The following is a 24,249-nucleotide window of genomic DNA, read 5'->3' on the forward strand; positions in this document are numbered from 1 at the left end:
TTCGTTGGTACTGCTAGCGGCTAAACCTCTTAGAGTGGCTGGCCAGCACCCGCACCAGCCGGTGGCGGGTTGTGGCCGTCGTTATCGGAGTCGACCTCTGCCTCGGCAGCGGCTTGGTCAGCAGCACCTTCGATGTCGTCGGCTTCAACGCTCAGGGTGCCGTCAGCATTTCCGAGAACGTCCTTGTCTTCCTCGGATTCACCCAGAGCACCGCCGTCGGCATCAACGTTACCGGCCTTGCCCTTGTTGGTGAAGGTGAACTTCGCCTTGTCGACGTCCTTGGACTCGCCATCCCAGCCTTCGACATCGATGAAGACGGTCTCGCCGAGACCAATCTCACCGTAGAGAATCTTCTCGGAGAGCTGATCCTCAATCTCGCGCTGAATGGTGCGACGCAGCGGACGGGCGCCGAGCACCGGATCGAAGCCGCGCTTGGCCAGCAGGTTCTTGGCGCGGTCGGAAATCTCCATGGTGATGCGCTTCTCGTCGAGCTGGTCGCTGACGCGGGCCAGCATGAGGTCGACCATCTGAACAATCTCAGCCTGGCTCAGCTGCTTGAAGACCACAATCTCGTCGATACGGTTCAGGAACTCCGGACGGAAGTGCTTCTTCAGCTCGTCGTGGACCTTGTCCTTCATCCGCTCGTACTTGCCATCTTCATCGGCCTCGCCGACACCCGAGAAGCCCATACCAACAGCCTTGGAAATGTCGCTGGTACCCAGGTTCGAGGTGAAGATCAGAACCGTGTTCTTGAAGTCCACCACTCGACCCTGCGAGTCAGTCAGACGACCGTCTTCCAGGACCTGCAGCAAGGTGTTGTAAATCTCCTTGTGGGCCTTCTCAATCTCGTCGAAAAGCACGACGGAGAACGGCTTGCGGCGCACCTTCTCGGTGAGCTGGCCGCCCTCTTCGTAGCCGACGTATCCGGGAGGAGCACCGAAGAGACGAGAAGCAGTGAAGCGGTCGTGGAACTCACCCATATCAATCTGAATGAGTGCGTCTTCCTCACCAAAGAGGAACTCGGCCAGAGCCTTCGACAGCTCGGTCTTACCAACACCGGACGGACCAGCGAAGATGAACGAACCGGACGGACGCTTCGGGTCCTTCAGGCCAGCACGGGTACGACGAATAGCGCGGGAGACAGCACTGACAGCCTCTTCCTGACCGATGATGCGCTTGTGCAGCTCATCCTCCATGCGCAGCAGACGCGAGGACTCTTCCTCGGTGAGCTTGAACACCGGAATGCCAGTCCAGGAAGCCAGGACCTCCGCAATCTGTTCCTCGCCAATCTCAGCGATGGTGTCGGACTCGCCCGCACGCCACTTCTTCTCGCGCTCGCGGCGCTCTTCGCCCAGCTTGCGCTCCTTGTCGCGCAGACCAGCTGCCTTCTCGAAGTCCTGCTCGTCGATGGCGGCTTCCTTCTGGCGGCGCACATCGGCAATCTTGGAGTCGATCTCCTGCAGGTCAGCCGGGGCAGTCATGCGCTTGATGCGCATACGAGCACCGGCCTCGTCAATAAGGTCAACAGCCTTATCCGGCAGGAAGCGGTCGTTGATGTAACGATCCGAGAGGGTAGCTGCCGCAACCAGCGCCTTGTCCGAGATGGATACGCGGTGGTGAGCCTCGTACTTATCGCGAACACCACGCAGAATCTCGATAGTGAGATCCACGCTCGGCTCCGGCACGTTCACCGGCTGGAAACGACGCTCGAGAGCGGCGTCCTTCTCGATGTGCTTACGGTACTCATCCAAAGTGGTAGCACCGATGGTCTGCAGCTCACCGCGAGCCAGCTTCGGCTTCAGAATCGAGGCCGCGTCAATTGCGCCCTCTGCAGCACCGGCACCGACCAGCGTGTGAATCTCGTCAATAAACAGAATGATGTCACCGCGCTGGTTAATCTCCTTGAGCACCTTCTTCAGACGCTCCTCGAAGTCACCGCGGTAACGGGAACCCGCAACCAGGGAACCCAGGTCGAGGGAGTAAAGCTGCTTATCCTTCAGTGTCTCCGGCACACGGCCGTTGACGATGTCCAGCGCGAGGCCTTCCACAACGGCGGTCTTACCAACGCCCGGCTCACCAATCAGCACAGGATTGTTCTTGGTACGGCGAGAAAGAACCTGCATAATGCGCTCGATTTCCTTCTCACGGCCAATGACCGGATCCAGCTTGCCCTCACGTGCAGCCACGGTCAGGTTACGACCGAACTGATCGAGCACCAGCGAACCGGACTGGTGGTTACCCTCCTGCACACGAGCGCCGGAAGTAGCACCGACCGGACGTTGCTCCGGAGAACCATCGGACTCATCGCCCTGGAAACCGCTGAGCAGCTGAATAACCTGCTGACGTACGCGCGGCAGGTCAGCGCCGAGCTTAACCAGAACCTGAGCGGCAACACCTTCGCCCTCACGAATCAGGCCGAGCAGCAGGTGCTCAGTACCGATGTACTTGTGACCCAGCTGCAAAGCCTCGCGCAGAGAGTACTCCAGCACCTTCTTTGCACGCGGGGTAAACGGCACGTGACCGCTCGGCGGCTGGGAGCCACGACCAATAATGTCGACCACCTCAGAGCGCACAGCGTCCAGGGAAATACCCATGGACTCCAGCGCCTTGGCAGCCACACCGTCGCCTTCACTAATCAGGCCGAGCAGGATGTGCTCCGTGCCGATGTAATTGTGATTGAGCTCGCGTGCCTCATCCTGTGCCAGGACGACAACGCGACGTGCTCGGTCCGTAAACCTCTCGAACATCACTGCCCTTTCAAGTGTCTATTTTTGCCGTAATTCAATAAAGGTTGTTTCACCTAGCTTAAACGCGCCGCGACACAGATTAATCCCTATAGCCGTACGCCAGTAGCGAACAGGCTGGTCGAGAGAGGTATCACTGCTCATACGGCAGCAAAAGCTCCCGGCGGCAATGCCACCGGGAGCTAATGGGAAACGACGTTATCCCCCACACAACTAGTCAGTTTCGATTGCGGTCCAAAAATCAGGTTGAACTTCACCACGGCACTGTTGCTTCGGAGAACTGAAGTACAAAGTGCCGTTCTTGCCCTGAACTACGATGCCGTTAAAGAGGTACTTCTTACCTTCCTTCAGCTTGAAAACATCCAAATTGGCATCAAAGTCAGCAAAGGTTCGCTCAACCACTTCACGTTCTTCGAGATCTACCTCGAACATGTTGTAGTCAGGCTTAGCCTTGTCACTCCACGATTCGGTGGTCTGACAGCTCCAAAACCCATACTTCGCGGAGCCATCACAGAAAACTCGACCATCATCGTTGCCGTACGAAACGAGGTCCGCATGAATCCTCGGATACTTCGTAGCTGCATCGGCGACGGACGGATTGACAACAGCAAGCGCAGCGGCGGCAGTGATTGCGGCGGCTACAGCGGAAATCTTCTTGGTGAACATGATCTCAGATTAAAAACTCTCGGACACAAAAGAAACGGGAGTTCTCCCCGGGGAGTTCTCCCCTAGCCAAACCATGCTGGACTGCCCAAATCTGGACAGTGGTGCCATCAAACGCACCACGTTTTATCCGCTTATGTCACCGGCACAATGCGGTCAGAGAGCGATGCTGTCCAAAGCAGCACGGTCAGAGCGCATGGCAGTCTGTGACGCACCGAGAATGGACTCATATCAATGGCTTTCAAACTATTCAGCTTCCGAAAGACCTTCCGCCCCACCCGCAACTCCCGGGTTACGCTATCGCGTTCTGGCCTCGGATATTCCTATCGCATGGGGCCCGTTCGGTGGACGAAGAATGCCCGTGGCGGCCGAACCACCACTGTGAACACGCCAATTAAGGGATTGACTTATCGCAAGTACCGTCGTTAAGCGAGCAGTTTCAAGTCGTCTGCAGTGACCAATCGTGCTTCGATTGCAGCGACAACTACCAGCTGCAGACGGCTCTTTTGATTAACCCGTTGCCACTCCTTGCTTGAGACCAGCCCCTTGCTCAAAGCGGATTCAAAAAGTGCGGTGCGGTAATGCTCGACTGCCTTTGCAGTCTTGCCTCCCAGCTTTCGGCCGGCCTCGGCATCGGTGCACGAAACCATAATGGTGTCGATTCGGCCGCGCAGATAGTCCTCCGCATATGCGGCGATTAGAGCACGCTGGCGCTCCGGCAGCTCCCCAACCGAGATGGTTTCAGTCCCGTCAGTTGGCAGCACGACCTTTGCATCGGCGTGCTCAATATCCTGTTTAATCTGAATTTCGTACTGGTCATCCTTGACGGAAAAGCGGATGAAATACTCCGGGTAGCTCAGATCAAAACGCTGTTGCGGAGCCAGCCGGAATGACCGCGACACCTCCGGAATGTGCACCATTGCAGTCACGTGCTCGCAGTTATTGAGCAAAAACCACATTCCGGATTCCGCATACACATACATTGCTATGCGGTGCATGTAGCGGTTATCTTCGCCCACTTTGAGGTCGGCGTCACGCCCGATGGTCAATCCCTCACTCGGATTGGCAACAATCGCATCCCCACACAAATTATCAACCACAAGTGTTGGGAGCGATGTCACGTTGACCAGGCCTTTCTCTCGCACCACCAGCCACCAACCGTGAGTTAGGCACCTTGCCCAATGCTCCTGCGGAATCGCCCAACGACGGCTGAAGTGACTGGCATTCAGGATAATAATCCGAAATATAACAAATAATCTCGGCGTTATCTCTTAATTCGTCGTGGTTTGCATTGCCCACGCCGCCACCGTGTCATAGGCAGCAGGACAAGGATCGCCTTCAGTCAAAACGACAAATACCGGACGGAGCACTTCGGGACTGGATGGCGCAGAGCTTTCCGCCGGCTGAACCAAACAGTAATTGATTGGCCTTGTTTCCTCGGAACCTTCGCTGTTCACGGCGTGAAAAGAACCGGATGTCTGTAGGACATCCAACCGGCGACCATCGGGCTCCATTCGCAGTTTCACCACTTCAGAACCAGCCGGTTCTGCCACTGACCGGTTCTTGCTCACGGCATCCAGAATTTCACCACGCCATTTGCCATTTTCAGCCTCTGCAATCGGCTTCTTCTCATCAATGCCGTGGCGAAATGGCAGCAAGAATTCATCCGCTGAAGCAAACTGCGTGGCGTGATATGCAGCACCGTTGAATGTTCCCATCCGCTGAATCCCCTGCCAGCTCTTCTCGCCGATGGGGACGTCGCTTAACGACGTAAGGGTCCATCGGTCACCCACCGGGATCCGAGGCCCCTTCGCCAAATCGGGAGCACGAAGTCGCATTGGCTCCGCGGAACCTCCGATAGCTACTGGCTGTGCCAAGTGCTTGGCACTAAAGAGACCGCCATCTCCAATGCCGCTACGTTCGGTAACAACAATGCCGCCACCAATAAGGCCTAGACATGCCACTACAGAGAACGCTGCAAGCGCTTTCTTCCGGTTCTTCGGATTGCGGACCTCGACATCACCGCCATTCAACGCAGCAATGAGATCGCTAATAAACGCATTGCAGGATTCGTAGCGTTCATCGGTGTCAACCGCCAACGCCTTGGCGAAGACCGAATCAACTACCGCACTGAGGTTGGTAACCGGTCGCTTACCGCAGTGCAATTGCCGCGCATTGGCCGCGTCAGTAGCTGGAAATGCTTTATATCCCTGCAACAGCTCGAATATCGTGCACGCAAACGCATACTCGTCACTAGCTGCACTAATGCAACCCTTAGTGAAGATCTCTGGCGCCATGTAGGGCAATGAGCCGGCAACACGATTTGTCACGCCAACACTGTCGATTTCAGTGGCGGTTGATACACCGAAATCCACAAGCGTCGCACTTAACACAAGCCCCGACGAATCCCGCTCTACCACGATGTTTGATGGTTTTACATCACCATGAATCACCGGTGATTCGTGCTTTGCTAGCCGATCTAGCGCGGTAGCAATCTCCACACCAATCGACATGACCTCGCTCTTATCGAAATTGCGCGGCGGATACTCGGCCAGTTCAGTGCCCAACGAATTACCGCTAATAAGAGTCATGGTGAACCAGAGCAGGTTCCCGGCTCGCCCGCCATCGAACACGGTCACAACGTTGGGAACGTGAACAGTGGCTGCGATAGAAACCTCGTTCTGGAACAGTGCCTCCATTCGCTTAGAAGCACTGGCCTCTTCCGGCAGTGGGACGATTTTCAGTGCTTCGTTTCGGCCCAGCTTGGGATTCCGTACTCGAAAAACCGTCCCCATATTGCCGGCACCGATGAGAGCTTCAACCTCGTAGCCCTCAAAAATATCGCCTACCTGGGGAAGATCAGTCATCGGTTCCGTTGCCCAGACCCATCGAGATTACCCACCATAATCTGAATCCCAGACTCAGAGCGGCAATCATAATTAGGCGAAACTTCTTGGCATTCCATCGTCAGTGGCTGACCGTCATACTCAATCTCGATTGTCGTCTGCTCTGGCAGTGTTCCTTGCTCTTGCCGCTGTTTACTGAGCGCCCGCACTACCTCGTAATATGCTTCACAGTCCATATCGGAGCCCTGGTTTGACCAGGCACTCTGCAGGTTGCACTCCGAGTCAAAGGTCGACGCTAAGACCTCTGGGTCTACGAACCGATCGTCGGCAGGCGGTGCGATAGTGGTCGAGGTTGGTTCCTGATCATCGCCCACATAGTAGGACGGCGAGACTTCCACTTCGGTGCTTTCAGTGGTTTCAAACAACCCGTCGGCGTTATCCTGCTGGTTAGAGCGGAAATTTAGGATCCAGACCACCATTGCCAGGATGACGACAACCAGAATGGCGAGCACGAACAGCAGAATCTTCCGATTTCGACCACCAGTATCGGAATTTGCACCGCTGTCAATGTCATCGACGCCCGGGATTAATGTGCGATCGTCGGTCATCAGTTATCTCCTTGGCTGACAGAAACCTTCATCATCGTCGTGCGAGCAGCCGAAATCTCTTCCTCATTCATCACACCAATGCGCACGTGGGATTCGATTGAGCGACCCGATGGAACGTGAGTACCTTCCACGGTAATCATGCCGTCTGCTGCTACAAAGAACTTAACCTGAATTGGCTGACCCTTGGGCAACGGCGGGATTCCTGTCAGCATAGATTCCGAACCACTAATGATGTCATTGAGGGCGACATCTTCAGATGGAACGTCGCTGGCCTGCTGGTACAACGTCAAATCTACTTCCTCTTGGCCATCAGCTATGGTCGCATACTCCCGTACCACAGGTTCAGACAGCGGAATCATGTCATTCTGGTTGACCAGATAGTCGATGTACGGGTTGTTCAGGTGATCGACAACTCGAATGCCAATCGACTTTGGCAACACATTTGCCACCTTCTTCTCCGACAGTGCGGTCAGTTGCCCGGCGTCGATTCCCGTCTCAGCTGCAATCTGCGCAATTGACTGCTGTTGTGCTGCAGGGCTGGACTCAGCATTGACCACGCCCCCGAGCTTGCTAATCATCGCAGCGAGCGCGGCCCCCTTAGCAACGGCCAAATCCGGCTCGACCAACAGTGGCTTCTTACCCGTCAGACGCTCCACCAGTTTGGTTACGGCGGTCATTCGCGAAGATCCACCAACCAGGATGACCTCATCAATTGTCAGTCCCGGCTCCTTTTCCTTTGCCGTCTCCAATACCCGGGTCAAAGGAATCTCCGTCTGCTCGAGCAGCGGCGCAGTGACACGCTCCAAGTCTTCGCGGGTAACGGCAATCTTGGCGCGGGAACCGGAGTCACTGGCAAGTCGCACAGTGGCGCTTTCCGCATTACTCAGCGCCTCTTTACAGTTCACCGTCTGCTCGTGCAGCTTAGCGACGAAGGTCTCATCGTTTTCCGCCTCCTCGTCACCAGTCTGCTCAATGAATTTATCCAGGATAAATTCACTAAGAGCCTTGTCCCAGTCGGCACCGCCCAGTCGAGCATCGCCATCAGTGGCAATAACTCGGAAGGTGTTGTCGATCCCCTGCACAATCGTGGCATCGAATGTGCCACCTCCGAGGTCATACACCAGCAAGGTCTTGTCCTTTAGAGGCTGCTTGGAGTCGTAGTAGAGGGCCGCAGCAACCGGTTCTGCTACCAGCTCCAACACATTGAAATTAGCAATCTGCCCTGCGTTGCGAGTTGCCTCGCGCTCCTTCGCACCAAAATATGCCGGCACAGTAATAACTGCCGAAATTTCGTCGTCAGCTGCTTCGTCTGGAACCAACGAGCGCAAAATCAATGAGGAAATCTCCTCCGGGGTGTACGCCTTCCCGCTGAAATTCCATTTCTTATCGGTGCCGATGCTCCGCTTCACCAGCTCGACAACGTCATTGGGGCTGAAGAGCTTCTCTTCACGCGCTAGCTTTCCGACAACGGTATTGGCCTGCGATTCAAACCACACCACACTTGGTGTCGACAGGTCACCGTCGAGGTTTTCTTGAATGACAGGAACACCCAGTGAGTCCACGTAGGAAATTGCGCTATTGGATGTGCCCAAATCGATGCCGTAGATACGCTCAGCCATGATTTTTCTCCTTATTCTGAAATCTGTTGGATTCTTGACTTCTTTTGCCGTGTCAGCGCTCTAGTTGTGTGCTGGCCGGACTCGAGCTGTGCTCTGTTCAGACTCGAGTTTTGGCCTAGTTGCCGCTCTGCCGGTACACCGTGACCGGCGCCTTGGCCACCACAATTGGGCTGGTAGAACTGGTGAAGGTGTAGTAGTGCGAGATTCGTCGTGATGGCGCTAGCGTGCGGTGCAGCGCGGGGTTATCTGAATCCGCGAATTTGGTACGACGGTGAATTGAAGAATCAAAGGCATCGCCCACCTTCGCCTCTGTAATTGCCACTCCCATGGACTGAAGCGCATCTGCAATCGAGTCCTGCAGGAAATCCAGGGTCGAATACAGGTCACTGCCATCAGTTTCGGTAGTTTCTTCGAGCCGCGAAAGGTCAGCGCAAATCCCGTCATGGATGGCCGCCAACTTTTCCGCCAGGGGCATCAACTGGGCGTACCAACGACGATCAGTCAGCGCTTCCAACTCTTCACTTTGAGAGCGCAGTACTGCGTTCATTGTGTCCAGCCGAGTTTGAATCAAATCCAACTGCTTTACGACGTTCCCGGCCGCAACACCTGCGGTACTTTCGGCATCCGTTTCTGGGAGCTCTTCCACTGTCGCGGGAGGAATGTCCTGCTGGGCTGGAGCTCCTTCCGTGGTGTCTTCATCATGGCCAAACTCGGCACCACCAAATTCAACACCGCCAAATTCGGCGTTCTCAACCTTGGACCATGCAGCTTCGTCGGTGTCTAGTTTTGGATCTCCGGAATACTCGACCGGCTCCTGACCTGTGGTATCACCGTTGTCGACCGTGTCCCGGGGGCCGAAGGACTCATCAAAATTCGGCAGCGGGGCGAAATTATGCGCTCCACCGAAGTCAACCTCCGGATACTTAGGATCTCGTTCCTGATACTCATCAGCACGACCGTCTGAATGTTTATCCGACCTTTTATTTTCATCCTTTTTGTTATTAAAGAACCCCATTTTTATACTCCTTACCCTTAGCGAATAGATAGACAATCGACACAAATGTAATGATAAATATAGAAAATAGAACCCATCCTAATTCATAGAAATTATCATTTATAACCCCCATGGCAATGAAATATACGATTCCAAAAACAGCAATCCATCGTTTTGCCACTCGCTTCTTTACCAACGCCCACAAGATACCGACAAAAATAGCCAGAACCGGTACAGCAATAAATCCATTACCTTCCTGCATGAACTGCACTATTAAACCGAGCACAACAAATGGAGAAAGAAATCGTAATAACTCCTTGGCAATCGCATCCCCTTCACCGGTATGGGGCGTCTTAAAATCCGATTTTCCCCTTCCGGTATCAGCCTTCAGGACATCGTCGTGATTGACGTTTTGAAGAATGCGATTCTCAATTGTTGAATCGGAACTAGAACAGTAGGCTCCCTCAGCAATTTGCAATTCTTTACGAAGTCTCATTGGGTCCAGCGACGTTCCGTCGTTAAGCAGACCGAAAGTATGTCGAGTCACTAAATCCGCTGGATCATCGACTGCTTGCAACCTTCGAATAAAACCGGTGCGGGTTTCAGCCTCTGGCGAACCGGTACGAAAGTTCGCACCGATGGATTTAGTTGCACTCTTCAGCATGTCGCTATCGATTGGCTTGCCGTCAATAAAGCCTTCGGACTGTTCACGAAAACCGCTCGCAATGACGTCTGCAATCGACCGGATGTCGGTATTTGCACTACTGGCCTCATCAAAGGCCGCCCAGACTCGTTTCTCCGCGTTGTTCGTCGGACCAGTCTCAATTTCCTGGCTATCTTCAACGTCGACGTATTCACGGAGCTCCATGCGGTTAGACGTTGGAACCAATATCCGATCAAAGAACTCTTCAAGCCCGTGCTCGGTAATCGCTTTTCCGCTGCCCTTTGCATACGGCTTCAAGAACCCCTCTTTAACTGCCTTCATCTGCACATCAGTGAAGAAGTACTGAGGACGCTGTACTCGTTTGAGAACAAGTCGAAAAGAAACACCGAACTTCTTTCGCACTGCGTCGGCAAAATCTTCGGTGTGCAGCTCATCGATAATGTCCAGTGCGCGCTGGGACTGCTTACCGAAGAACAACAGGTCTCGAATTAAACGGACACGCGCTTCCCAAAAATCCGAGGAAGAGGCATCTCCGCCCATGGGAATGTCAGCAATCAGCTGAGCTAACTTGGCGCCCGTTGGCACTGCGCCTGGTGAAAATAAGTTTTCAGCTAGGTTGTCTCGAACTGCGGGATTCAGACTCACATCTGCTCCTGAATCTCACTGATGCGAACACGCTGTTCTGGAGATAGGCCTGTCATAAACCGCCTGGCGGGATCTACTGCGATAAGCCATCCGGGGTCTACATGCTCCGGCAACAGTCGAATCATTGCCCGAGCAGGGCGTCCCGAATCAAGCGTGGAGACAGTTGTCAGAGTCTCTCCGTTGACGTTGGTGTCCTCTCGTTCTTCAAGCTCATAGGCAGTGCCGTACGTGGAAAGCGCCTGCTTCATCTCTTCAAACGCAGCAGCAGTGTTGTAGTCGAATGCGGCCCGGGCGTAGATGTATTCCACTAGGACTACGAGAGCGAAAAGGATTAATGCTTCGAGAGAAATAAGGCCGCTTTTAGACATAAGCGATGCTGCGGTGACTGCCAGCACCGTGATAATGAGGCCGGGAATCCAACTAGTCTGATTTCGCAAGAACCACATCGCAAAACCCATGGCGAATGGAATCAACATCGCCGTATCTGGATATGGTCCACTATTGATGGATTCCAAAATTCCGCCAATTATGAATCCGGCGATAACGAGTACAACTCGAAACATCCAGGGTGCCCACCAGACAAAAAATGGCGGAATGATACGACCTTCTTGATCTACACCAACACGGTTAGGAATAATTCCTTGATCCTCCAAATCGCCGCGCCAACCTTTAGTGCGATCTGGAACATTCTTCACAATATCTGTGGTTTTTGAGAAGTATCTTTTGGCCGCATCTTTCAGCTGTTGGAAATTCATTAAACGGTTCTTTCCCTCGATTCTCTGCCCAACGATTAATTCGCTGAACCCGACAGGATTTAGTTAAGCCCGCACGGGTAGTGAAAGTCACCGGGAGAACTCCCGTACCGCTTCTGAGGCCTCCGCTATAGCGTCGTCAAGCAGATGAAGAAAACGCTTATTCGACGCTTAACCCGGAGGTTTTTAACGCCCATGTCATCCCAGTTTCATTCAAAGCACGTTTTAGCTGCGGCAGCCGCCGCGACTACCCTGACCCTGATTGGCTGCTCAGGTATGCCCACTAACAACGCTGCCCCGGAGTCCCCCGCAGTGGTGACAGTTACAGAAACGTCCCCTGCTTCTGATGCACAATCCGAACCCCCTAGCTCGACTGAGAGCTCGACCGAGTCAGAAGAGCCAGAGCAGGAATATGCCAACAGTTCGCAGGATAAGAATTCTCCAAACAGCGGACTTTCGGATACGGACGATGACTCTGGTGTAGTAACGCTGAACAGCTCGATGGAGCTGACCAAAATTGGCGGCATGGAGCCTGGCAGCGCCAAGCGCCAAAACGTCAAGATTGACGCAACTGCTCACCAGAAAGAATTGGGCGGCTTCGACACTGCTCGGATCACATTTCCCTTCGAGGGGGCCAATAGCCTGTTGACCTATCCCCTGGTTGATGGCGAAGCAAACGTCAGGTTGCTGTGGAATTTCAGCCAGACCGGAGGAACTGAAACCTGTGAAAACAAGGTGGATGTCTACGATTCTGAGGGCAAGCCGACTGCGAGTGCCAGCGCAGGCGTGACTGGACAACATACTCCTTGCCAGATCGTTCGCCGGTTTGGGGAGAAGGCCTACGCAACATTTACAGAACCCGGTGAATACATCGTTGCTGTGACAGCTCAGCAGCCAGGATTCGAACCAATCACAATCGCACAGAAGGTGAAGGTAGTCGGTTAAAAATGAACGCTCACGAACCCATCGATCCGTGGAATAGCAACCAGTCGGACACTTCCGAGAAAGTGTCGGAGAGAGCTTCCGGCACTAAGTCCGGAAAGAGTAAACCTTTGACGCTGCCGCTCATCCTCGGCGCAGTCGGAGTGATTGTTGCCGGCGCGGCGGGGTTTGCCATGGGCGGTAAGAATGCTGAGTCCGAACTTGCAAGCGCGAATGAAGAGATTTACTCGTTTCAACAGCAGGCAGAGGAGCGGGAAAGCGAGCTGCAAGCAAAGATTGATGAGCTGGAAGAAGCAAACTCGGAATTGGAAGACAAGAACACCAATTCCGACCAGGCCTCCATAGCCTCCTATTACTACAAAATGGCGCTCAGCTGGCTTAACGTCTGTGATGCTGGCGACTACATGCCGGAAGAGACTCACGCTGTGCCGACTAGCGTGAAGGACTTAGGTATTGGCTGTGGCTACAACTTTGAAGATTCCAATGGAACAATTCTCATTCTTGTTGGTGGAGCAGACGAAGACGCCCAGTCTCGTGCATCTACCATTAACGACCAGGACGGATACCTAGAAACCATCCGAACCGGGCATATACAGCTCAATGTGTGGGTATCCAATTCTGGCCCGTGGGATGATGCCGAACAACTGTCAACAGATATCGCCGACAATGTCAGCCATGCCGCTAAGCAGAATATGGCACAGGACACCGCAGGACAATAAATAGCGTCCCTGCCATAAACGCCCATGAACCCCGCTCACTAGTGAGCGGGGTTCATCGGTTACGTGGGGGCCGATAATTCACAAAATCTACGGTGCCGATTAGAAAACTAATTGTTCACGCGGTCATCGTCATCGTCGTCATCAAAGTCATCGTGATCATCGTCGTCAATGCCATCGTCACGATCATCATCCATATCGTCATCGCGATCATCGTCCAGCTCCTCAGTCGACGTCACCGTAGTGGTCTGGACTGGAGCCGTATCGGATAGGTTCGCCCTTCGCCACCGAGTCGAGGGCGCAGCTGGATTAGAACACGTTTCAGGAGCTTTCCCCAAAGGAATCAACTCCAAACCAGAACCTTCTCCGGCTAAGGTCAGCACCCATTGAGCTGCGAAAGAGAACTGATACTTGACCGTCTTCACTGGTCACCGCGCATATCTTCACAAACATTCGTTTCTGATAAAAAAATTTTGCAAAAAGCTACACAAAAGTGACCTAGGACACTTATTCTTACTGTAAAAGAAACTAAATCGGCGGTCCTACCGATGAGGTTTCGCCTGATTAGGCCTCTCCGAAGACCGCAGGACATGAACCACGGAAGATGAGTGACTATGACATCTAATCCACAGACCTCGATTTTCAATAAGGTGCGCAAAGCTTCGCGAGCTACCTCGGACCTCGTTCTCGGACTCGCACCGGTGACGCAGGCTGGCGTCCTCGGCTCGATGGGACCTGGCGCTGCTGGAAAGGCATTGAATTCCATCTACCGTTGGGACTTCCTGCCAGCTGGTCTCCTCGGCATTGCAGCCGGCCGCGACCCGCACCACACCGCGATTATTGATGACGGCGGCTCGCTGACCTACGAAGAACTGCACGAGCGCTCCACTGCCCTGGCTCGAGCACTCCGCCACGGTGATATTCAGCAGCGCGACCGCATCGGCGTGCTGTCTCGCAACCACCGCGGTTTCATTATGGCGCTGTGTGCCCACGGTCGCCTCGGCACCGACCTGGTACTGCTCAACACCGGCGCCTCTGCCGAGCAGACTCTGGCCGTGATTCGTGAGCAGAAGATTGACTTCCTGTTCATTGATGAGGAATTCACTCACATGTTGCCGGAGGACTTCGATGAGTGCCCGGTCGCAGTGTCGTGGTTCGAAAACTACGGTGACACCTCCTGTGTTCGCGAGGGCTGGACCTCCATGCAGGAGATGCTGAAGACGGCACCGCCGGCAAAGTGGCCAACCGCCGAGCTGCCAAGCCGTCCACGCCGTGGCCGCGTTATTATTCTGACTTCCGGAACCACCGGCACGCCAAAGGGTGCCAAGCGTCCGGAGCCGCGCAGCTGGATGCCGGCATCGTCCATCATGAGCCGCATTCCGCTGCGCCAGCGTCGCCCGGCTTACCTTGCGGCTCCGCTGTTCCACACCTGGGGATTCGCAACTGCACAGCTGTGCATCGCACTGCGTTCCACCATGATCATGCGCCGCAAGTTCGATCCGGCCGACAGTCTCCGCATTATCGAGCAGCACTCTCCGCACACCATCTTCCTGGTGCCGACCATGCTGCAGCGCATGATTGAGATTCTCCCGGAGAGCTACGACATCGGCGCGACATCGCTGAAGGTCATCGCATCCTGTGGCTCGGCCATTCCGGAGGGAATTGTCACTAAGACCCTCGAGCGTTTCGGGCCGGTTCTCTACAACCAGTACGGCTCCACCGAGGTCAGCTGGGCAACTATTGCTACCCCGGATGAGCTCAAGGCAAACCCGACCACGGCAGGTCGCGCACCGCTGGGCACTCGTGTCCAGATTCTCGACGAAGACGGCAACCGCGTTGCCGACGGCGAGACCGGTCGAATCTTCGTGGGCAACAACATGTTGTACGAGGGCTACACCCGCCCCGGCGCGGACAAGCAGGTCATTGACGGCATGGTCTGTACCGGTGACCTGGGTCGCATGGAAAATGGCCTGCTCTACATCTCCGGTCGCGAGGACGACATGATTGTCTCCGGTGGCGAGAACGTCTTCCCACGTCAGACCGAAGATGCACTCAGCCAGCTCGAGGGTGTCCGCGAGTGCGCAGTCGCAGGTGTTCCGGATGAGCGCTTCGGTCAGGCCCTGGTCGCCTGGGTTGTCCGCGACGACTCCCCTGAGGGCCGTGCCCTGACTAATGAGCAGATTCGCACATATGTCAAGCAGCACCTCAGCCGATTCGCCGTGCCGCGCGAGACCGTGTTCCTCGATGAACTGCCACGCAATGCAGTCGGCAAGGTGGTTCCTCGCCACCTGCCGAAACCGTGGGAGAATGTCGCCGAGGAGAAGGTGGCTTAGGGCGCAGGGACCGTCGTAAAGCGAACGGCAGACACGAAAAGGACGCGGTAAAAACTTCCATTGTGGAAGTTACCGCGTCCTTTTTGCGTGTCCTAGGAAGAACTAGAGCTGATTAGCCAGCGTTCAAAACACCGTAGTCCGTGACAGGCTCACGGAAAATCTCTTCGCCGTCCTGGGTCACGGTTACCGCATTCGGAGTGACGGTATACGTGTAGCCACCATTTTTCGCGACAGCACGGTTCCCGGAGAAACTATCTACTGTGTACGCATCCGGGGTATCCGAAATCTCACCGAAGTCACCAATGTAATGGCGCTGCTGGCGGTTATTGGAATTCTCACAAATCACGGCCTTACCCGAAGAAGTCTCCGCCAACACACGCGCGTAATACCCACCCGAGCAGCGAGCGGTACTGCCAACCCAACCTTTGGCATCGATATCATCGCGATTCATACCGAACGCGCGAAGACCAAAATTTCCCCGCTGCGTAGTGGTAGGAGCGCTGCTCTCCGGCTGCTTCGTCGTTTCCGGCTCGACGGTCTGGGTATAGGTTTCCGTGTACGTCTCCACCGGCGCCGGGGACGCAGTGCTTGACGACGAGTCCCCTGCCGCAACCGTATCGGGAGACTGCGGGGAATGATCGGAGGAATTATTCAGGTAGTACGCGCCACCGATACCGGCGACCGCTGCAAGTGCGACACCGACGATGCCCAAAACCACGTACAGACCGTTGTTGCTCTTCTGCTCAGGTACCGGAGCCTGCTGATAAGCCGGATATTGCTGGGGTGAACCTCCCTGGTTCGGCCCCTGCGACTGGTACTGGTACTGAGGCTGGTACTGGCCTTGAGCCCCACCCTGCGGCTGCTCCCAGGCAGATGTTGCATAACCGTCCTGCTCCCAATCCTGCGGGGAGGACGAACGCGGGTTGTACTGGTCGGTCATCGCTAAATTCCTTATTACTTCAGAGCCACACTTGTACTCGGCCAATAACGTGGCGGCTTGCGACTTCGCCCACAGCGGAACTTGCCACTACGTATTTTCCATTAACACTATGCGTTGCCCAGCGTACCCTGCTAGAAGCTAGCACTAGCTCAGAGCGGCACTTTGTTCTTGAAGAAATTGACGTAGTTCCGATCGGAGATCTTTCCCAGCATAAACTCTGGCTCCAACCCGAACATCGACCAACGAGTCTTCGTTGACCAGGACAGAGACTGAGGTGTCGTAGTGCGGTGGTAGCTAATTTGGTAACCGTCAGTGTGAACTCGAATCTGTGTGTATCCACCCGGATAGCCGAGTGCCGCACCCCGCTCACAGAAGTCCGTATCCCCGTAGTCAGCGATACCACGGCGGCTGCGGTGCGTATGACCAGCGAACACGCCTTTGGCACCCGGCGTGGCGGCCAGAATCTCCTGAAAAATCTTGGCCTGCTGCGCCTCGACCATGAATGCCTCACCACCGAAATGCGAACGCACCGCATCCTGAGTAAACGGGTGATGCGCAAACAAAATTGTCGGACGCTCTGGATCCTCCGCGAGTTCGGCACGCAATGCACGCATCTGACGCTCATTAATACGTCCACCTGCATAACCAAACTCGGCGGTATCAACACCGATGAGGCGCACTTCGCCGACACGAGTCGACCAGTGCTGCTGCGTCGGCACAAGACGCTGGCTGAAGTAATCCGGAACCGCGGTCTTGCCCTTGCGGATTCCGCGTCCCCGGAAACCATTGATATTGGGTAGCCCGGGCGGGTGCACATCGTGATTACCACGGGTGACAAACCAGTTTTTCCCAAACTCACCGAAAGTATCCAAAACCCTGATGAGTTCGTCATACTCCTCAGGGCGGTTGCTATCCGTGCAATCGCCATTGATGACGAGAGTGTCTAACCCGGCAGCCTTTACCGTGTCCACCAGACCCTGCAATTGCATAGAGGCAAAAGGCTGCTCTCCCGGACCGGAGGAAAGACCGAGGTTGCCAATGCGAATGCCATCATGATTGGGCTTACCAATGTGTGTGTCATTCGTCAGCGCGAACGTCGCCAAATGTGCACCCTCCAGCGCTGGCAGAGTGCTTACGACGCCTGTCTTCTCCGGTGCCGTTTTGCTCATGGTGATATTCAGCGACGGAACCGCGCGACAGTTGTGTGACCAGCACTCAAAGCGGTACTCCCGTCCCGGCTCCAACCCGTCAATGACCACATGGTGGTAGCCCGACTCTGAGTACCCCTCGTGCACGAGCTCTAACTGCGTTGAATCCGCAGTACCAAGCAGCACCCGCTCATCCGAAGGAACGGTCGGCTTAATGAAGCCATACGCTGTCTGCACTCCCGGAGCATATGTTGCCCATGTAAATGCCACTGACGTGTCTGTGACAGTGATGACCTCCAAGTCGCTAGCCAGTACCTGCCACGACTTGGAATCCGACTGGGTAAGCCCCAGACCCGACGTGACGTACTCCAGGCCGTACGCTCCCGAGGTTTTCGCGACGGCCATTGAACTTGCAGCAAGAGTTGCAACAGAGAGGTAGGCCCGGCGGGAAATGCTCATGTCCAATAAGCCTAGAACCTAAAGATGAAAATTAGATGAACTCTCCCTCTAATCTCAGAAAAATAGGAACGCAACGACAAAAGACACACGGCTAAAACAGCGCAAAATAAAACACCGCCTACCAAGTCATGGCAAGACGGTGTTTTAAGAAATGTGGCTTGAGCATCTAGGTGAGCTTTTACCGGCTCACCAGTAAGTAGATTGCTCTGAAACTGTAACTACTTCAGTTCCTTGGAGGACAGACCCAGGGTGCGGCGAGCAACGACCAGCTGCTGAATCTGCTGGGTACCTTCGAAGATGTCCAGGATCTTGACGTCGCGGGACCACTTCTCCAGCAGGTTACGCTCAGAGTAACCGAAGGTACCTGCCAGCTGAACGGCACGGAGGCAAATCTCGGTGCCTGCACGGCCGGCCTTGGCCTTACACTCGGAAGCCTCCAGAGTGTTCGGCTGCTTGTTGTCAGCCATCCACGCAGCGCGCAGAGCCAGGAGGTATGCAGCCTCCCAGTCAGACTCCAGCTTCAGGTACTCAGCTGCAGCAGCGCTCTGGGTGTGTGCCGGGGCATCGTAGTCAATCTCGATGCCAGCTTCTTCCAGGATGCGACGCAGCTCTTCCAGCGAAGCACGGGAGACACCGATGGCCATACCCGCAACCAGCGGACGAGTGTTGTCGAAGGTCGCCATTGCGCCGGCGAAGGACTTCTTAACATCAATGTCCGGGGAACCAAGCAGGTTCTCCTTCGGAACGCGGACGTTGTCCAGGCGGAGCACTGCAGTATCCGAGGAACGAATACCCAGCTTCTCTTCCAGACGCTCCACGGTGAAGCCCGGAGTGCCCTTCTTCACCAGGAAGGACTTAATCGCAGCACGGCCCTTGGACTTGTCCAGGGTCGCCCACACAACGACGGAGTCGGAACGCTCACCAGCAGTGACGAAGATCTTCTCACCGTTGATGACGTACTCATCACCATCGAGCTTGGCGGTGGTGGAAACTGCGGAGGAATCAGAACCGAAGGACGGCTCGGTAATTGCCATGGAAGCCCAGGTCTTACCAAAAGCCTCCAGCTGCTCATCAGTAGCAACAGCTGCGATGGCTGCGTTACCCAGACCCTGGTACGGCAGGGACAGGGTCAGGCCCACGTCACCCCAGCAGGTCTCAATAACGTTGAGCAGCGAAGCCATGTTGCCACCGTTCTTTACACCGGTGCGCTTCGGCTTCTTATCGTCACCACGTCCACCGGAAGCACCGGAGAAGCCACGGCCACCATCTGCCATGCCGTCCATCATGGAGGCAAGGGTGTCGAGTTCCTTCGGGTACTCGTGCTCAGCGAGATCGTACTTACGGGAAATCGGTCGGAAGATCTCAGCGGCGGCCTGATGCGACTGGGACGCGCCCGCCTTGAGGAACTTCGGCAGTTCGAGGTTAATCATTTTCTTTCCTCTTAATTCTTTTCGGCTGAAGTATCTAGCGGTTTACAGAACGACGATGCCTTCGGCGACACCAATTGCGCGGAGGTCACGGTACCAACGCTCAACCGGGTGCTCCTTGGTGAAGCCGTGTCCACCGAGCAGCTGCACACCATCGGAACCAATCTTCATACCCTTTTCAGTGGCGAAGGTCTTAGCCAGAGCTGCCTCGCGAGCGAAGCCGCGACCCTGGTCAGCGCGGGAAGCACCGCGGAGAGTAATCATGCGGAGACCATCGAGCTCAATCTTGATGTCGGCGACCATGAAGGCCACTGCTTGGCGGTGGGAAATCGGCTCGCCGAATGCCTGACGCTCATTGACGTAAGGAATGACGTAGTCGAGAACTGCCTGGGAAGTACCCATTGCAAGAGCTGCCCAGCCGAGGCGGGAACGACGCAGAATGTCGAGGTATGCCTCTTCACGGTCTGCAGCCGAGGTGCTAGCGCCGCCGAGAATGTTCTCAGCCGGAACCTTGACATCCTTCAGGATGACGCGCCCCATTGCGGCACCGCGCAGACCCATGGACGGGTCAGCCTCAACGTGGAGCCCCTCAGTGTCGGACTCAACGATAACCAGAGCCGGCTTACCCTCGAGCTCAACACCGATGATGAACAGCTCAGCTGCGCCGGCGTTCGGAACGAAGGACTTAACACCGTTGAGGACCAGCGAATCGCCCTCGCGCTTTGCGGTGGTTTCAGGCTTGCGCGCGTCGAAAAGCGGGCGCGGCTCTGCGAGAACAACAGCGGCAGCCGGGACGTTCTCACCAGCGAATGCCGGCAGGTAGGTCTTCTGCTGCGAGTCGGAGCCGTGAGCGGTCAGGGTGGCAGCGACACCGGCCGGAGCCAGCACTGCCAGAGCCAGACCCATGTCACCGTAGGACAGAGCCTCTGCGACCAGTGCGTTGGTGGTGACGTCCTCGCCGGTAGCGATGCCCTCGAAAGCCTCCGGGACGTTGATCATGGTGACGCCCAGCTCAGAAGCCTCAGAGACGAGGTCCTCCGGCGGAGTTGCCTCGTGGTCGGACTTGTAAGCAGCCTCGCGCAGGCGAGACTCAGCGAACTCCTTAACCGTCTCGACGATCATCTGCTGATCCTCGGTCGGGGTAAGGTCGAAGAGCTTCTTTGCCTTCTCCTCTGCTGCGGCCTCCTGTGCAGCCTGGGCTTCCTCAGCCGGACGCTCCGGCTTACCGGAACCGGAAATCTTCTTAAACTGACGGTTCGCGGCACCAAGGGTCTTAAAACCGGACTTGGTGGACTGGTACACCACGCGGTCGATCTTTGGCTGAAGGTCGTACTTCTGGGCGAAGTCCGAACCAGTAATCGACGTGATGAACCGCATTGCCGCTCCGATAGCGTCGCGACCAGGGTTATTGCGGCCGACAGTCGAATCTTCGCGGTTCTTCTTCTCGCTCATGTGATCATGGCCTTTCGAGTCAGAACTATTACTGGCATAACAATAAAACAATCACGTGACCGTTGTCACACGAATTGAAAAAACATTGCCAAGTAACAGAAAACTTTCAGGCTTCTAACTTGTCAGGCGATAACGCGGTTAACAACGTAGTTGCGATCAGAGAGCTCACCAAGCAGAGCCTCGGGCTCGAAACCGTACATCGCCCAACGGGCACGCGCAGTCCACGCAAGCGCATCTTCGCTGCTCAAGCGATGGAAATTAACCTGGTAACCACCGGAGTAGACATGCAGCAGCGTGTACCCACCGGGGTATGCTTTGCACGCGCCGGTCTCCAAATAATCAACGCCGGCCCCAACATCACCGCGAGTACGCTTTGCACGGTGGGTGTGACCTGCCCCCGCGAAGAATACACCCGGAGCGTCGTTAAGCATCTGCTGCAAGCGTCGTGCATCAGCGCTGTTGAGAATGAAGGTGGGGCCGGCAGCATGTGTCCAACCAGCCTCGGCGGTAATTGGGTGATGAGCCAGCACAACTGTCGGCTTGCTGGGGTCACGGTGCAGTTCCCGCTCCAGTGCATCGAACTGTTCCGGGCTAATTTCGCCGCCGGACTCATCCAACTTCGATGAATCCAGCCCTATGACACGGACCGGCCCCTGCTGAGTGACCCACAGTTCCTGTCGCGGACGCCCCAGGAGAACACCGAAGGGATCGCGATGATTCTCGGTACCCTCCAAAACCGGGAATTCGTCGTAGCCAGCAGATGGATCGGCATCCGGCTTATGCGGACGATCATGATTGCCGCGGGTGACAAACCACTGCTGGCCTTGAGCACCAAAAGTATTCATAATCTCGGCAAATCGACGCACCTCCGCCGGACGTGCTTCCGACGTGGCATCGCCGTTGACGAAAACCTTTTCAATCCCCATCCCGCGCAGCTCGGCGAGCGCAGCTGTCAGCATGACCTCGGGGTACGGTGCGGCACCCGGTTCAGAAAAGATAGGAGCGGGGAAATTGCCGGTGATAATACCGTGCCCATTTTCGCCAATATGCGTGTCATTGAGGATGGCAATCGTGGTCAGGTACTCCCCTTCCGGGGCGACCAACGTCGTGAAGTGTCCAGTTTGCTCGGGTGTATTGGGGAGGTTTCGGGTAATTAATCCCGGCTCGGCGACCAGCCCATTCGATCGGCATTCGAAACGGTACGTGGTTCCAGGGCGCAGCTTATCGACGGTCACAAAGTGGTAGCCAACCTGCGTCTCGTCCTTATGTACCACGGGTAGCTCGCCGCCCTCATCGGCATCGACTGGCACTAGCGCAACTTCAGTGTCGGCCGGCGCCAGTGGAGCCAGCTTCCCCCACGCTGGATGTGGGCCTGCATACGTCGCCCACGAAAATGTCACCGACGTATCGGTCACGGTCACGACTTCCAGGTCCGTCACAACAAGGCCGCTGGTCAACCCGGTGAATGGAAACGGCGCCTGGTTCGGGGCCGCCGATGCAACTGCTCGCGTCCCGACGCTATTGACGGCAACCGCTACAGCCCCCGCACCCGCTACTGCTCCCGCTGCTGCTCCCAAGCGCAATACGGATCGCCGATCAATTTTCTTATTCCCATTTACCGAATTCACGGGTGAAGAAATTACGGGATAAAAATAATCCCGGTGATAACACCGGGATAACTACACATGAATTCGGCGGCCAGCCGTGGTTTTCCGGCTGACCGCTGCAGACTACATGCTAAAAAGAAACGTCGCTTACGCTTCCGGCTTCACGATCGGGAACAGCACGGTTTCGCGAATGCCAAGGCCGGTCAGGGCCATCAGCAGGCGGTCAATGCCCATGCCCACACCGGTCGTCGGCGGCATGCCCTGCTCCATTGCGTGCAGGAAGTCCTCATCCAGAACCATGGCCTCGTCGTCGCCGCCAGCGGCCAGTCGCGCCTGATCCTCAAAGCGCTCACGCTGGACAACCGGGTCAACCAGCTCGGAGTAGCCGGTAGCCAGCTCGAAGCCACGGACGTAAAGATCCCACTTCTCGGTCACGCCAGGCTTGGAGCGGTGCTGACGAGTCAGCGGAGAGGTCTCGACCGGGAAGTCGCGGACAAAGATAGGACCGTCGAGCTGGTCTTCACAGAGCAGCTCCCAGATTTCCTCAACCAGCTTGCCGTGGCCCCAGCCGCCCTTTTCCGGAACCTCAAGTCCAATCGCATCGGCAATTGCCTTGAGCTCCTCGACGGTCGAGTCAATAGTGACTTCCGGCTGACCAGGGAACTTGCGGGCAAGTGCCTCGTTCAGCGACGGATACATCTCAATCTGCTTCCACTCGCCGCCGAAGTCGAACTCCGTGCCGTCGGCAAGCGTAACAGTCGTCGAACCGAAGACCGCGACACAGATTTCCTGAATGACCTCGCGGACGGTGCGAGCGGAGTCATCGTAGGTGCCGAATGCCTCGTAGTACTCCAGCATCGCGAACTCCGGGCTGTGCGAGGAGTCGATGCCCTCGTTGCGGAAGTTACGGTTAATCTCAAAGACTCGCTCCATACCGCCGACGACGCAGCGCTTGAGGAAAAGCTCCGGCGCGATACGCAGGTAGAGATCGATGTCCAAAGCGTTGGAATGAGTCACGAACGGACGTGCAGCTGCACCGCCGTGCAGAGTCTGCAGCATCGGGGTTTCGACCTCGAGGAAACCGCGACGCTCAAGTGCGTGGCGCAGCTCGCGGATGACCTTGATGCGAGTCAGTGCGTTAGTACGAGCCTGCTCACGCATAATCAGGTCCGTGTAGCGGTGACGCACGCGGCTGTCCTCGGACAGATCAGCGAACGACACCGGCAGCGGACGCAGAGCCTTCGAGGCCATCTGCCACTCGGTAGCCATCACAGACAACTCGCCGCGGCGCGAAGAAATTACGCGGCCAGTAATGAGGACGAAGTCGCCCATATCTACGTCCGACTTCCAAGCAGCCAGGGCGTCCTCGCCGACCTCAGCCTTGGAAAGCATGGCCTGCAGGGTCGTGCCGTCACCCTCCTGCAGAGCGGCAAAGCAGAGCTTGCCGGTGTTACGAATAAACATGACACGACCAATGACGGTCACGACATCCTGAGTCTCCTCGCCAGCCTCGAGGTGGCCCCACTCTTCACGGACATCCTTGAGAGAGTGAGTACGGGGAACCTCAACCGGGTACGGCTGAATTCCAGCCTCGAGCAGGCGGTCACGCTTCTCGCGGCGAATGCGCAGCTGCTCAGGAACGGTGGCGGTGTTTTCAGGGGTCTTCTTCGCGTCAGTCACGGCTATAAAG

The 24,249-nt window shown here is 55.8% G+C and carries 20 protein-coding genes; 4 read left to right on the forward strand and 16 right to left on the reverse strand.

Annotated features, from left to right (window positions below; all coding sequences use genetic code 11):
- Positions 1-29: 29 nt before the first annotated feature.
- Together QP978_RS00115 and QP978_RS00120 are read right to left on the reverse strand one after the other, a co-directional pair.
- Positions 30-2,747, reverse strand: a complete 2,718-nt coding sequence (locus QP978_RS00115) for an ATP-dependent Clp protease ATP-binding subunit (protein WP_016421459.1) — start codon at positions 2,745-2,747, stop codon at positions 30-32.
- Between the two features lie 210 nt (positions 2,748-2,957).
- On the reverse strand, positions 2,958-3,410 hold the full coding sequence (locus QP978_RS00120; RefSeq protein ID WP_016421460.1) for a hypothetical protein: 453 nt from the start codon (positions 3,408-3,410) through the stop codon (positions 2,958-2,960).
- 231 nt (positions 3,411-3,641) lie between these two features.
- Here QP978_RS00120 and QP978_RS00125 point away from each other — a divergent pair, with 231 nt between their 5' ends.
- A complete protein-coding gene (locus QP978_RS00125) occupies positions 3,642-3,836 on the forward strand; it encodes a DUF4236 domain-containing protein (RefSeq protein ID WP_016421461.1) in 195 nt (64 codons plus the stop codon).
- On the opposite strand, the gene QP978_RS00130 is transcribed toward QP978_RS00125, so the two are convergent.
- The 7 genes from QP978_RS00130 to QP978_RS00160 form a co-directional block, all read right to left on the reverse strand.
- Positions 3,833-4,528: a hypothetical protein gene (locus QP978_RS00130; RefSeq protein WP_224784275.1), complete on the reverse strand. Its 696-nt coding sequence runs from the start codon at positions 4,526-4,528 to the stop codon at positions 3,833-3,835. The genes QP978_RS00125 and QP978_RS00130 overlap by 4 nt on opposite strands.
- A 150-nt stretch (positions 4,529-4,678) precedes the next feature.
- Positions 4,679-6,274 carry a serine/threonine protein kinase gene (locus QP978_RS00135; RefSeq protein ID WP_284856703.1) on the reverse strand — a complete coding sequence of 532 codons (1,596 nt, stop codon included), beginning with the start codon at positions 6,272-6,274 and terminating at the stop codon, positions 4,679-4,681.
- Positions 6,271-6,861 carry a hypothetical protein gene (locus QP978_RS00140; RefSeq protein ID WP_070546640.1) on the reverse strand — a complete coding sequence of 197 codons (591 nt, stop codon included), beginning with the start codon at positions 6,859-6,861 and terminating at the stop codon, positions 6,271-6,273. Before QP978_RS00140 ends, QP978_RS00135 begins: the two co-directional genes overlap by 4 nt.
- Positions 6,861-8,480 carry an Hsp70 family protein gene (locus QP978_RS00145; RefSeq protein WP_284856704.1) on the reverse strand — a complete coding sequence of 540 codons (1,620 nt, stop codon included), beginning with the start codon at positions 8,478-8,480 and terminating at the stop codon, positions 6,861-6,863. The genes QP978_RS00140 and QP978_RS00145 overlap by 1 nt, the downstream gene beginning before the upstream one ends.
- 115 nt (positions 8,481-8,595) lie before the next feature.
- Positions 8,596-9,495: a hypothetical protein gene (locus QP978_RS00150; protein ID WP_284856705.1), complete on the reverse strand. Its 900-nt coding sequence runs from the start codon at positions 9,493-9,495 to the stop codon at positions 8,596-8,598.
- Positions 9,482-10,783 (reverse strand): hypothetical protein, encoded by a 1,302-nt coding sequence (locus QP978_RS00155; protein ID WP_284856706.1) that lies wholly within the window; start codon positions 10,781-10,783, stop codon positions 9,482-9,484. Before QP978_RS00155 ends, QP978_RS00150 begins: the two co-directional genes overlap by 14 nt.
- The gene (locus QP978_RS00160) at positions 10,780-11,538 is read right to left on the reverse strand and encodes a hypothetical protein (RefSeq protein WP_284856707.1); all 759 of its coding nucleotides are present in this window, start codon (positions 11,536-11,538) and stop codon (positions 10,780-10,782) included. The genes QP978_RS00155 and QP978_RS00160 overlap by 4 nt, the downstream gene beginning before the upstream one ends.
- Before the next feature lie 192 nt (positions 11,539-11,730).
- Here QP978_RS00160 and QP978_RS00165 point away from each other — a divergent pair, with 192 nt between their 5' ends.
- Positions 11,731-12,480, forward strand: coding sequence for a hypothetical protein (locus tag QP978_RS00165; RefSeq protein WP_284856708.1), 750 nt, complete (start codon positions 11,731-11,733; stop codon positions 12,478-12,480).
- Positions 12,481-12,482: 2 nt separating this feature from the next.
- Positions 12,483-13,196 (forward strand): hypothetical protein, encoded by a 714-nt coding sequence (locus QP978_RS00170; protein WP_284856709.1) that lies wholly within the window; start codon positions 12,483-12,485, stop codon positions 13,194-13,196.
- A 107-nt stretch (positions 13,197-13,303) separates the two neighbouring features.
- Here QP978_RS00170 and QP978_RS00175 read toward each other — a convergent pair whose 3' ends face one another.
- The gene (locus QP978_RS00175) at positions 13,304-13,432 is read right to left on the reverse strand and encodes a hypothetical protein (RefSeq protein WP_284856710.1); all 129 of its coding nucleotides are present in this window, start codon (positions 13,430-13,432) and stop codon (positions 13,304-13,306) included.
- Between the two features lie 375 nt (positions 13,433-13,807).
- On the opposite strand from QP978_RS00175, the gene QP978_RS00180 reads away from it, so the two are divergent.
- Positions 13,808-15,526, forward strand: a complete 1,719-nt coding sequence (locus QP978_RS00180; protein ID WP_284856711.1) for an AMP-binding protein — start codon at positions 13,808-13,810, stop codon at positions 15,524-15,526.
- Between the two features lie 112 nt (positions 15,527-15,638).
- Here the strand turns inward: QP978_RS00180 and QP978_RS00185 are convergent, their stop codons facing one another.
- The 6 genes from QP978_RS00185 to lysS all read right to left on the reverse strand — a co-directional run bounded on the left by QP978_RS00185 (position 15,639) and on the right by lysS (position 24,239).
- Positions 15,639-16,466, reverse strand: a complete 828-nt coding sequence (locus QP978_RS00185) for a hypothetical protein (RefSeq protein WP_070439715.1) — start codon at positions 16,464-16,466, stop codon at positions 15,639-15,641.
- Positions 16,467-16,615: 149 nt separating this feature from the next.
- On the reverse strand, positions 16,616-18,073 hold the full coding sequence (locus tag QP978_RS00190; RefSeq protein WP_284856712.1) for a purple acid phosphatase family protein: 1,458 nt from the start codon (positions 18,071-18,073) through the stop codon (positions 16,616-16,618).
- A 218-nt stretch (positions 18,074-18,291) separates the two neighbouring features.
- Positions 18,292-19,503, reverse strand: a complete 1,212-nt coding sequence (locus tag QP978_RS00195; RefSeq protein WP_016421475.1) for an acyl-CoA dehydrogenase family protein — start codon at positions 19,501-19,503, stop codon at positions 18,292-18,294.
- Positions 19,504-19,545: 42 nt separating this feature from the next.
- Positions 19,546-20,952 (reverse strand): acyl-CoA dehydrogenase family protein, encoded by a 1,407-nt coding sequence (locus tag QP978_RS00200; RefSeq protein ID WP_070858976.1) that lies wholly within the window; start codon positions 20,950-20,952, stop codon positions 19,546-19,548.
- A gap of 122 nt (positions 20,953-21,074) precedes the next feature.
- A complete protein-coding gene (locus QP978_RS00205; protein ID WP_101687902.1) occupies positions 21,075-22,580 on the reverse strand; it encodes a metallophosphoesterase family protein in 1,506 nt (501 codons plus the stop codon).
- 126 nt (positions 22,581-22,706) lie between these two features.
- Positions 22,707-24,239 carry a lysine--tRNA ligase gene (lysS, locus tag QP978_RS00210; RefSeq protein ID WP_101687903.1) on the reverse strand — a complete coding sequence of 511 codons (1,533 nt, stop codon included), beginning with the start codon at positions 24,237-24,239 and terminating at the stop codon, positions 22,707-22,709.
- Positions 24,240-24,249: the final 10 nt, after the last annotated feature.

The organism is Corynebacterium sp. MSK035 (assembly GCF_030232615.1).
In the GTDB taxonomy this organism is placed as follows: domain Bacteria; phylum Actinomycetota; class Actinomycetes; order Mycobacteriales; family Mycobacteriaceae; genus Corynebacterium; species Corynebacterium jeikeium_D.

Bases quoted from the DNA above. Each gene is read 5' to 3' on its own strand.
- QP978_RS00115 (WP_016421459.1), bottom strand. From the start codon at position 2,747: ATGTTCGAGAGGTTTACGGACCGAGCACGTCGCGTTGTCGTCCTGGCA.
- QP978_RS00120 (WP_016421460.1), bottom strand. From the start codon at position 3,410: ATGTTCACCAAGAAGATTTCCGCTGTAGCCGCCGCAATCACTGCCGCC.
- QP978_RS00125 (WP_016421461.1), top strand. From the start codon at position 3,642: ATGGCTTTCAAACTATTCAGCTTCCGAAAGACCTTCCGCCCCACCCGC.
- QP978_RS00135 (WP_284856703.1), bottom strand. From the start codon at position 6,274: ATGACTGATCTTCCCCAGGTAGGCGATATTTTTGAGGGCTACGAGGTT.
- QP978_RS00140 (WP_070546640.1), bottom strand. From the start codon at position 6,861: ATGACCGACGATCGCACATTAATCCCGGGCGTCGATGACATTGACAGC.
- QP978_RS00145 (WP_284856704.1), bottom strand. From the start codon at position 8,480: ATGGCTGAGCGTATCTACGGCATCGATTTGGGCACATCCAATAGCGCA.
- QP978_RS00150 (WP_284856705.1), bottom strand. From the start codon at position 9,495: ATGGGGTTCTTTAATAACAAAAAGGATGAAAATAAAAGGTCGGATAAA.
- QP978_RS00160 (WP_284856707.1), bottom strand. From the start codon at position 11,538: ATGAATTTCCAACAGCTGAAAGATGCGGCCAAAAGATACTTCTCAAAA.
- QP978_RS00165 (WP_284856708.1), top strand. From the start codon at position 11,731: ATGTCATCCCAGTTTCATTCAAAGCACGTTTTAGCTGCGGCAGCCGCC.
- QP978_RS00170 (WP_284856709.1), top strand. From the start codon at position 12,483: ATGAACGCTCACGAACCCATCGATCCGTGGAATAGCAACCAGTCGGAC.
- QP978_RS00180 (WP_284856711.1), top strand. From the start codon at position 13,808: ATGACATCTAATCCACAGACCTCGATTTTCAATAAGGTGCGCAAAGCT.
- QP978_RS00185 (WP_070439715.1), bottom strand. From the start codon at position 16,466: ATGACCGACCAGTACAACCCGCGTTCGTCCTCCCCGCAGGATTGGGAG.
- QP978_RS00190 (WP_284856712.1), bottom strand. From the start codon at position 18,073: ATGAGCATTTCCCGCCGGGCCTACCTCTCTGTTGCAACTCTTGCTGCA.
- QP978_RS00195 (WP_016421475.1), bottom strand. From the start codon at position 19,503: ATGATTAACCTCGAACTGCCGAAGTTCCTCAAGGCGGGCGCGTCCCAG.
- QP978_RS00200 (WP_070858976.1), bottom strand. From the start codon at position 20,952: ATGAGCGAGAAGAAGAACCGCGAAGATTCGACTGTCGGCCGCAATAAC.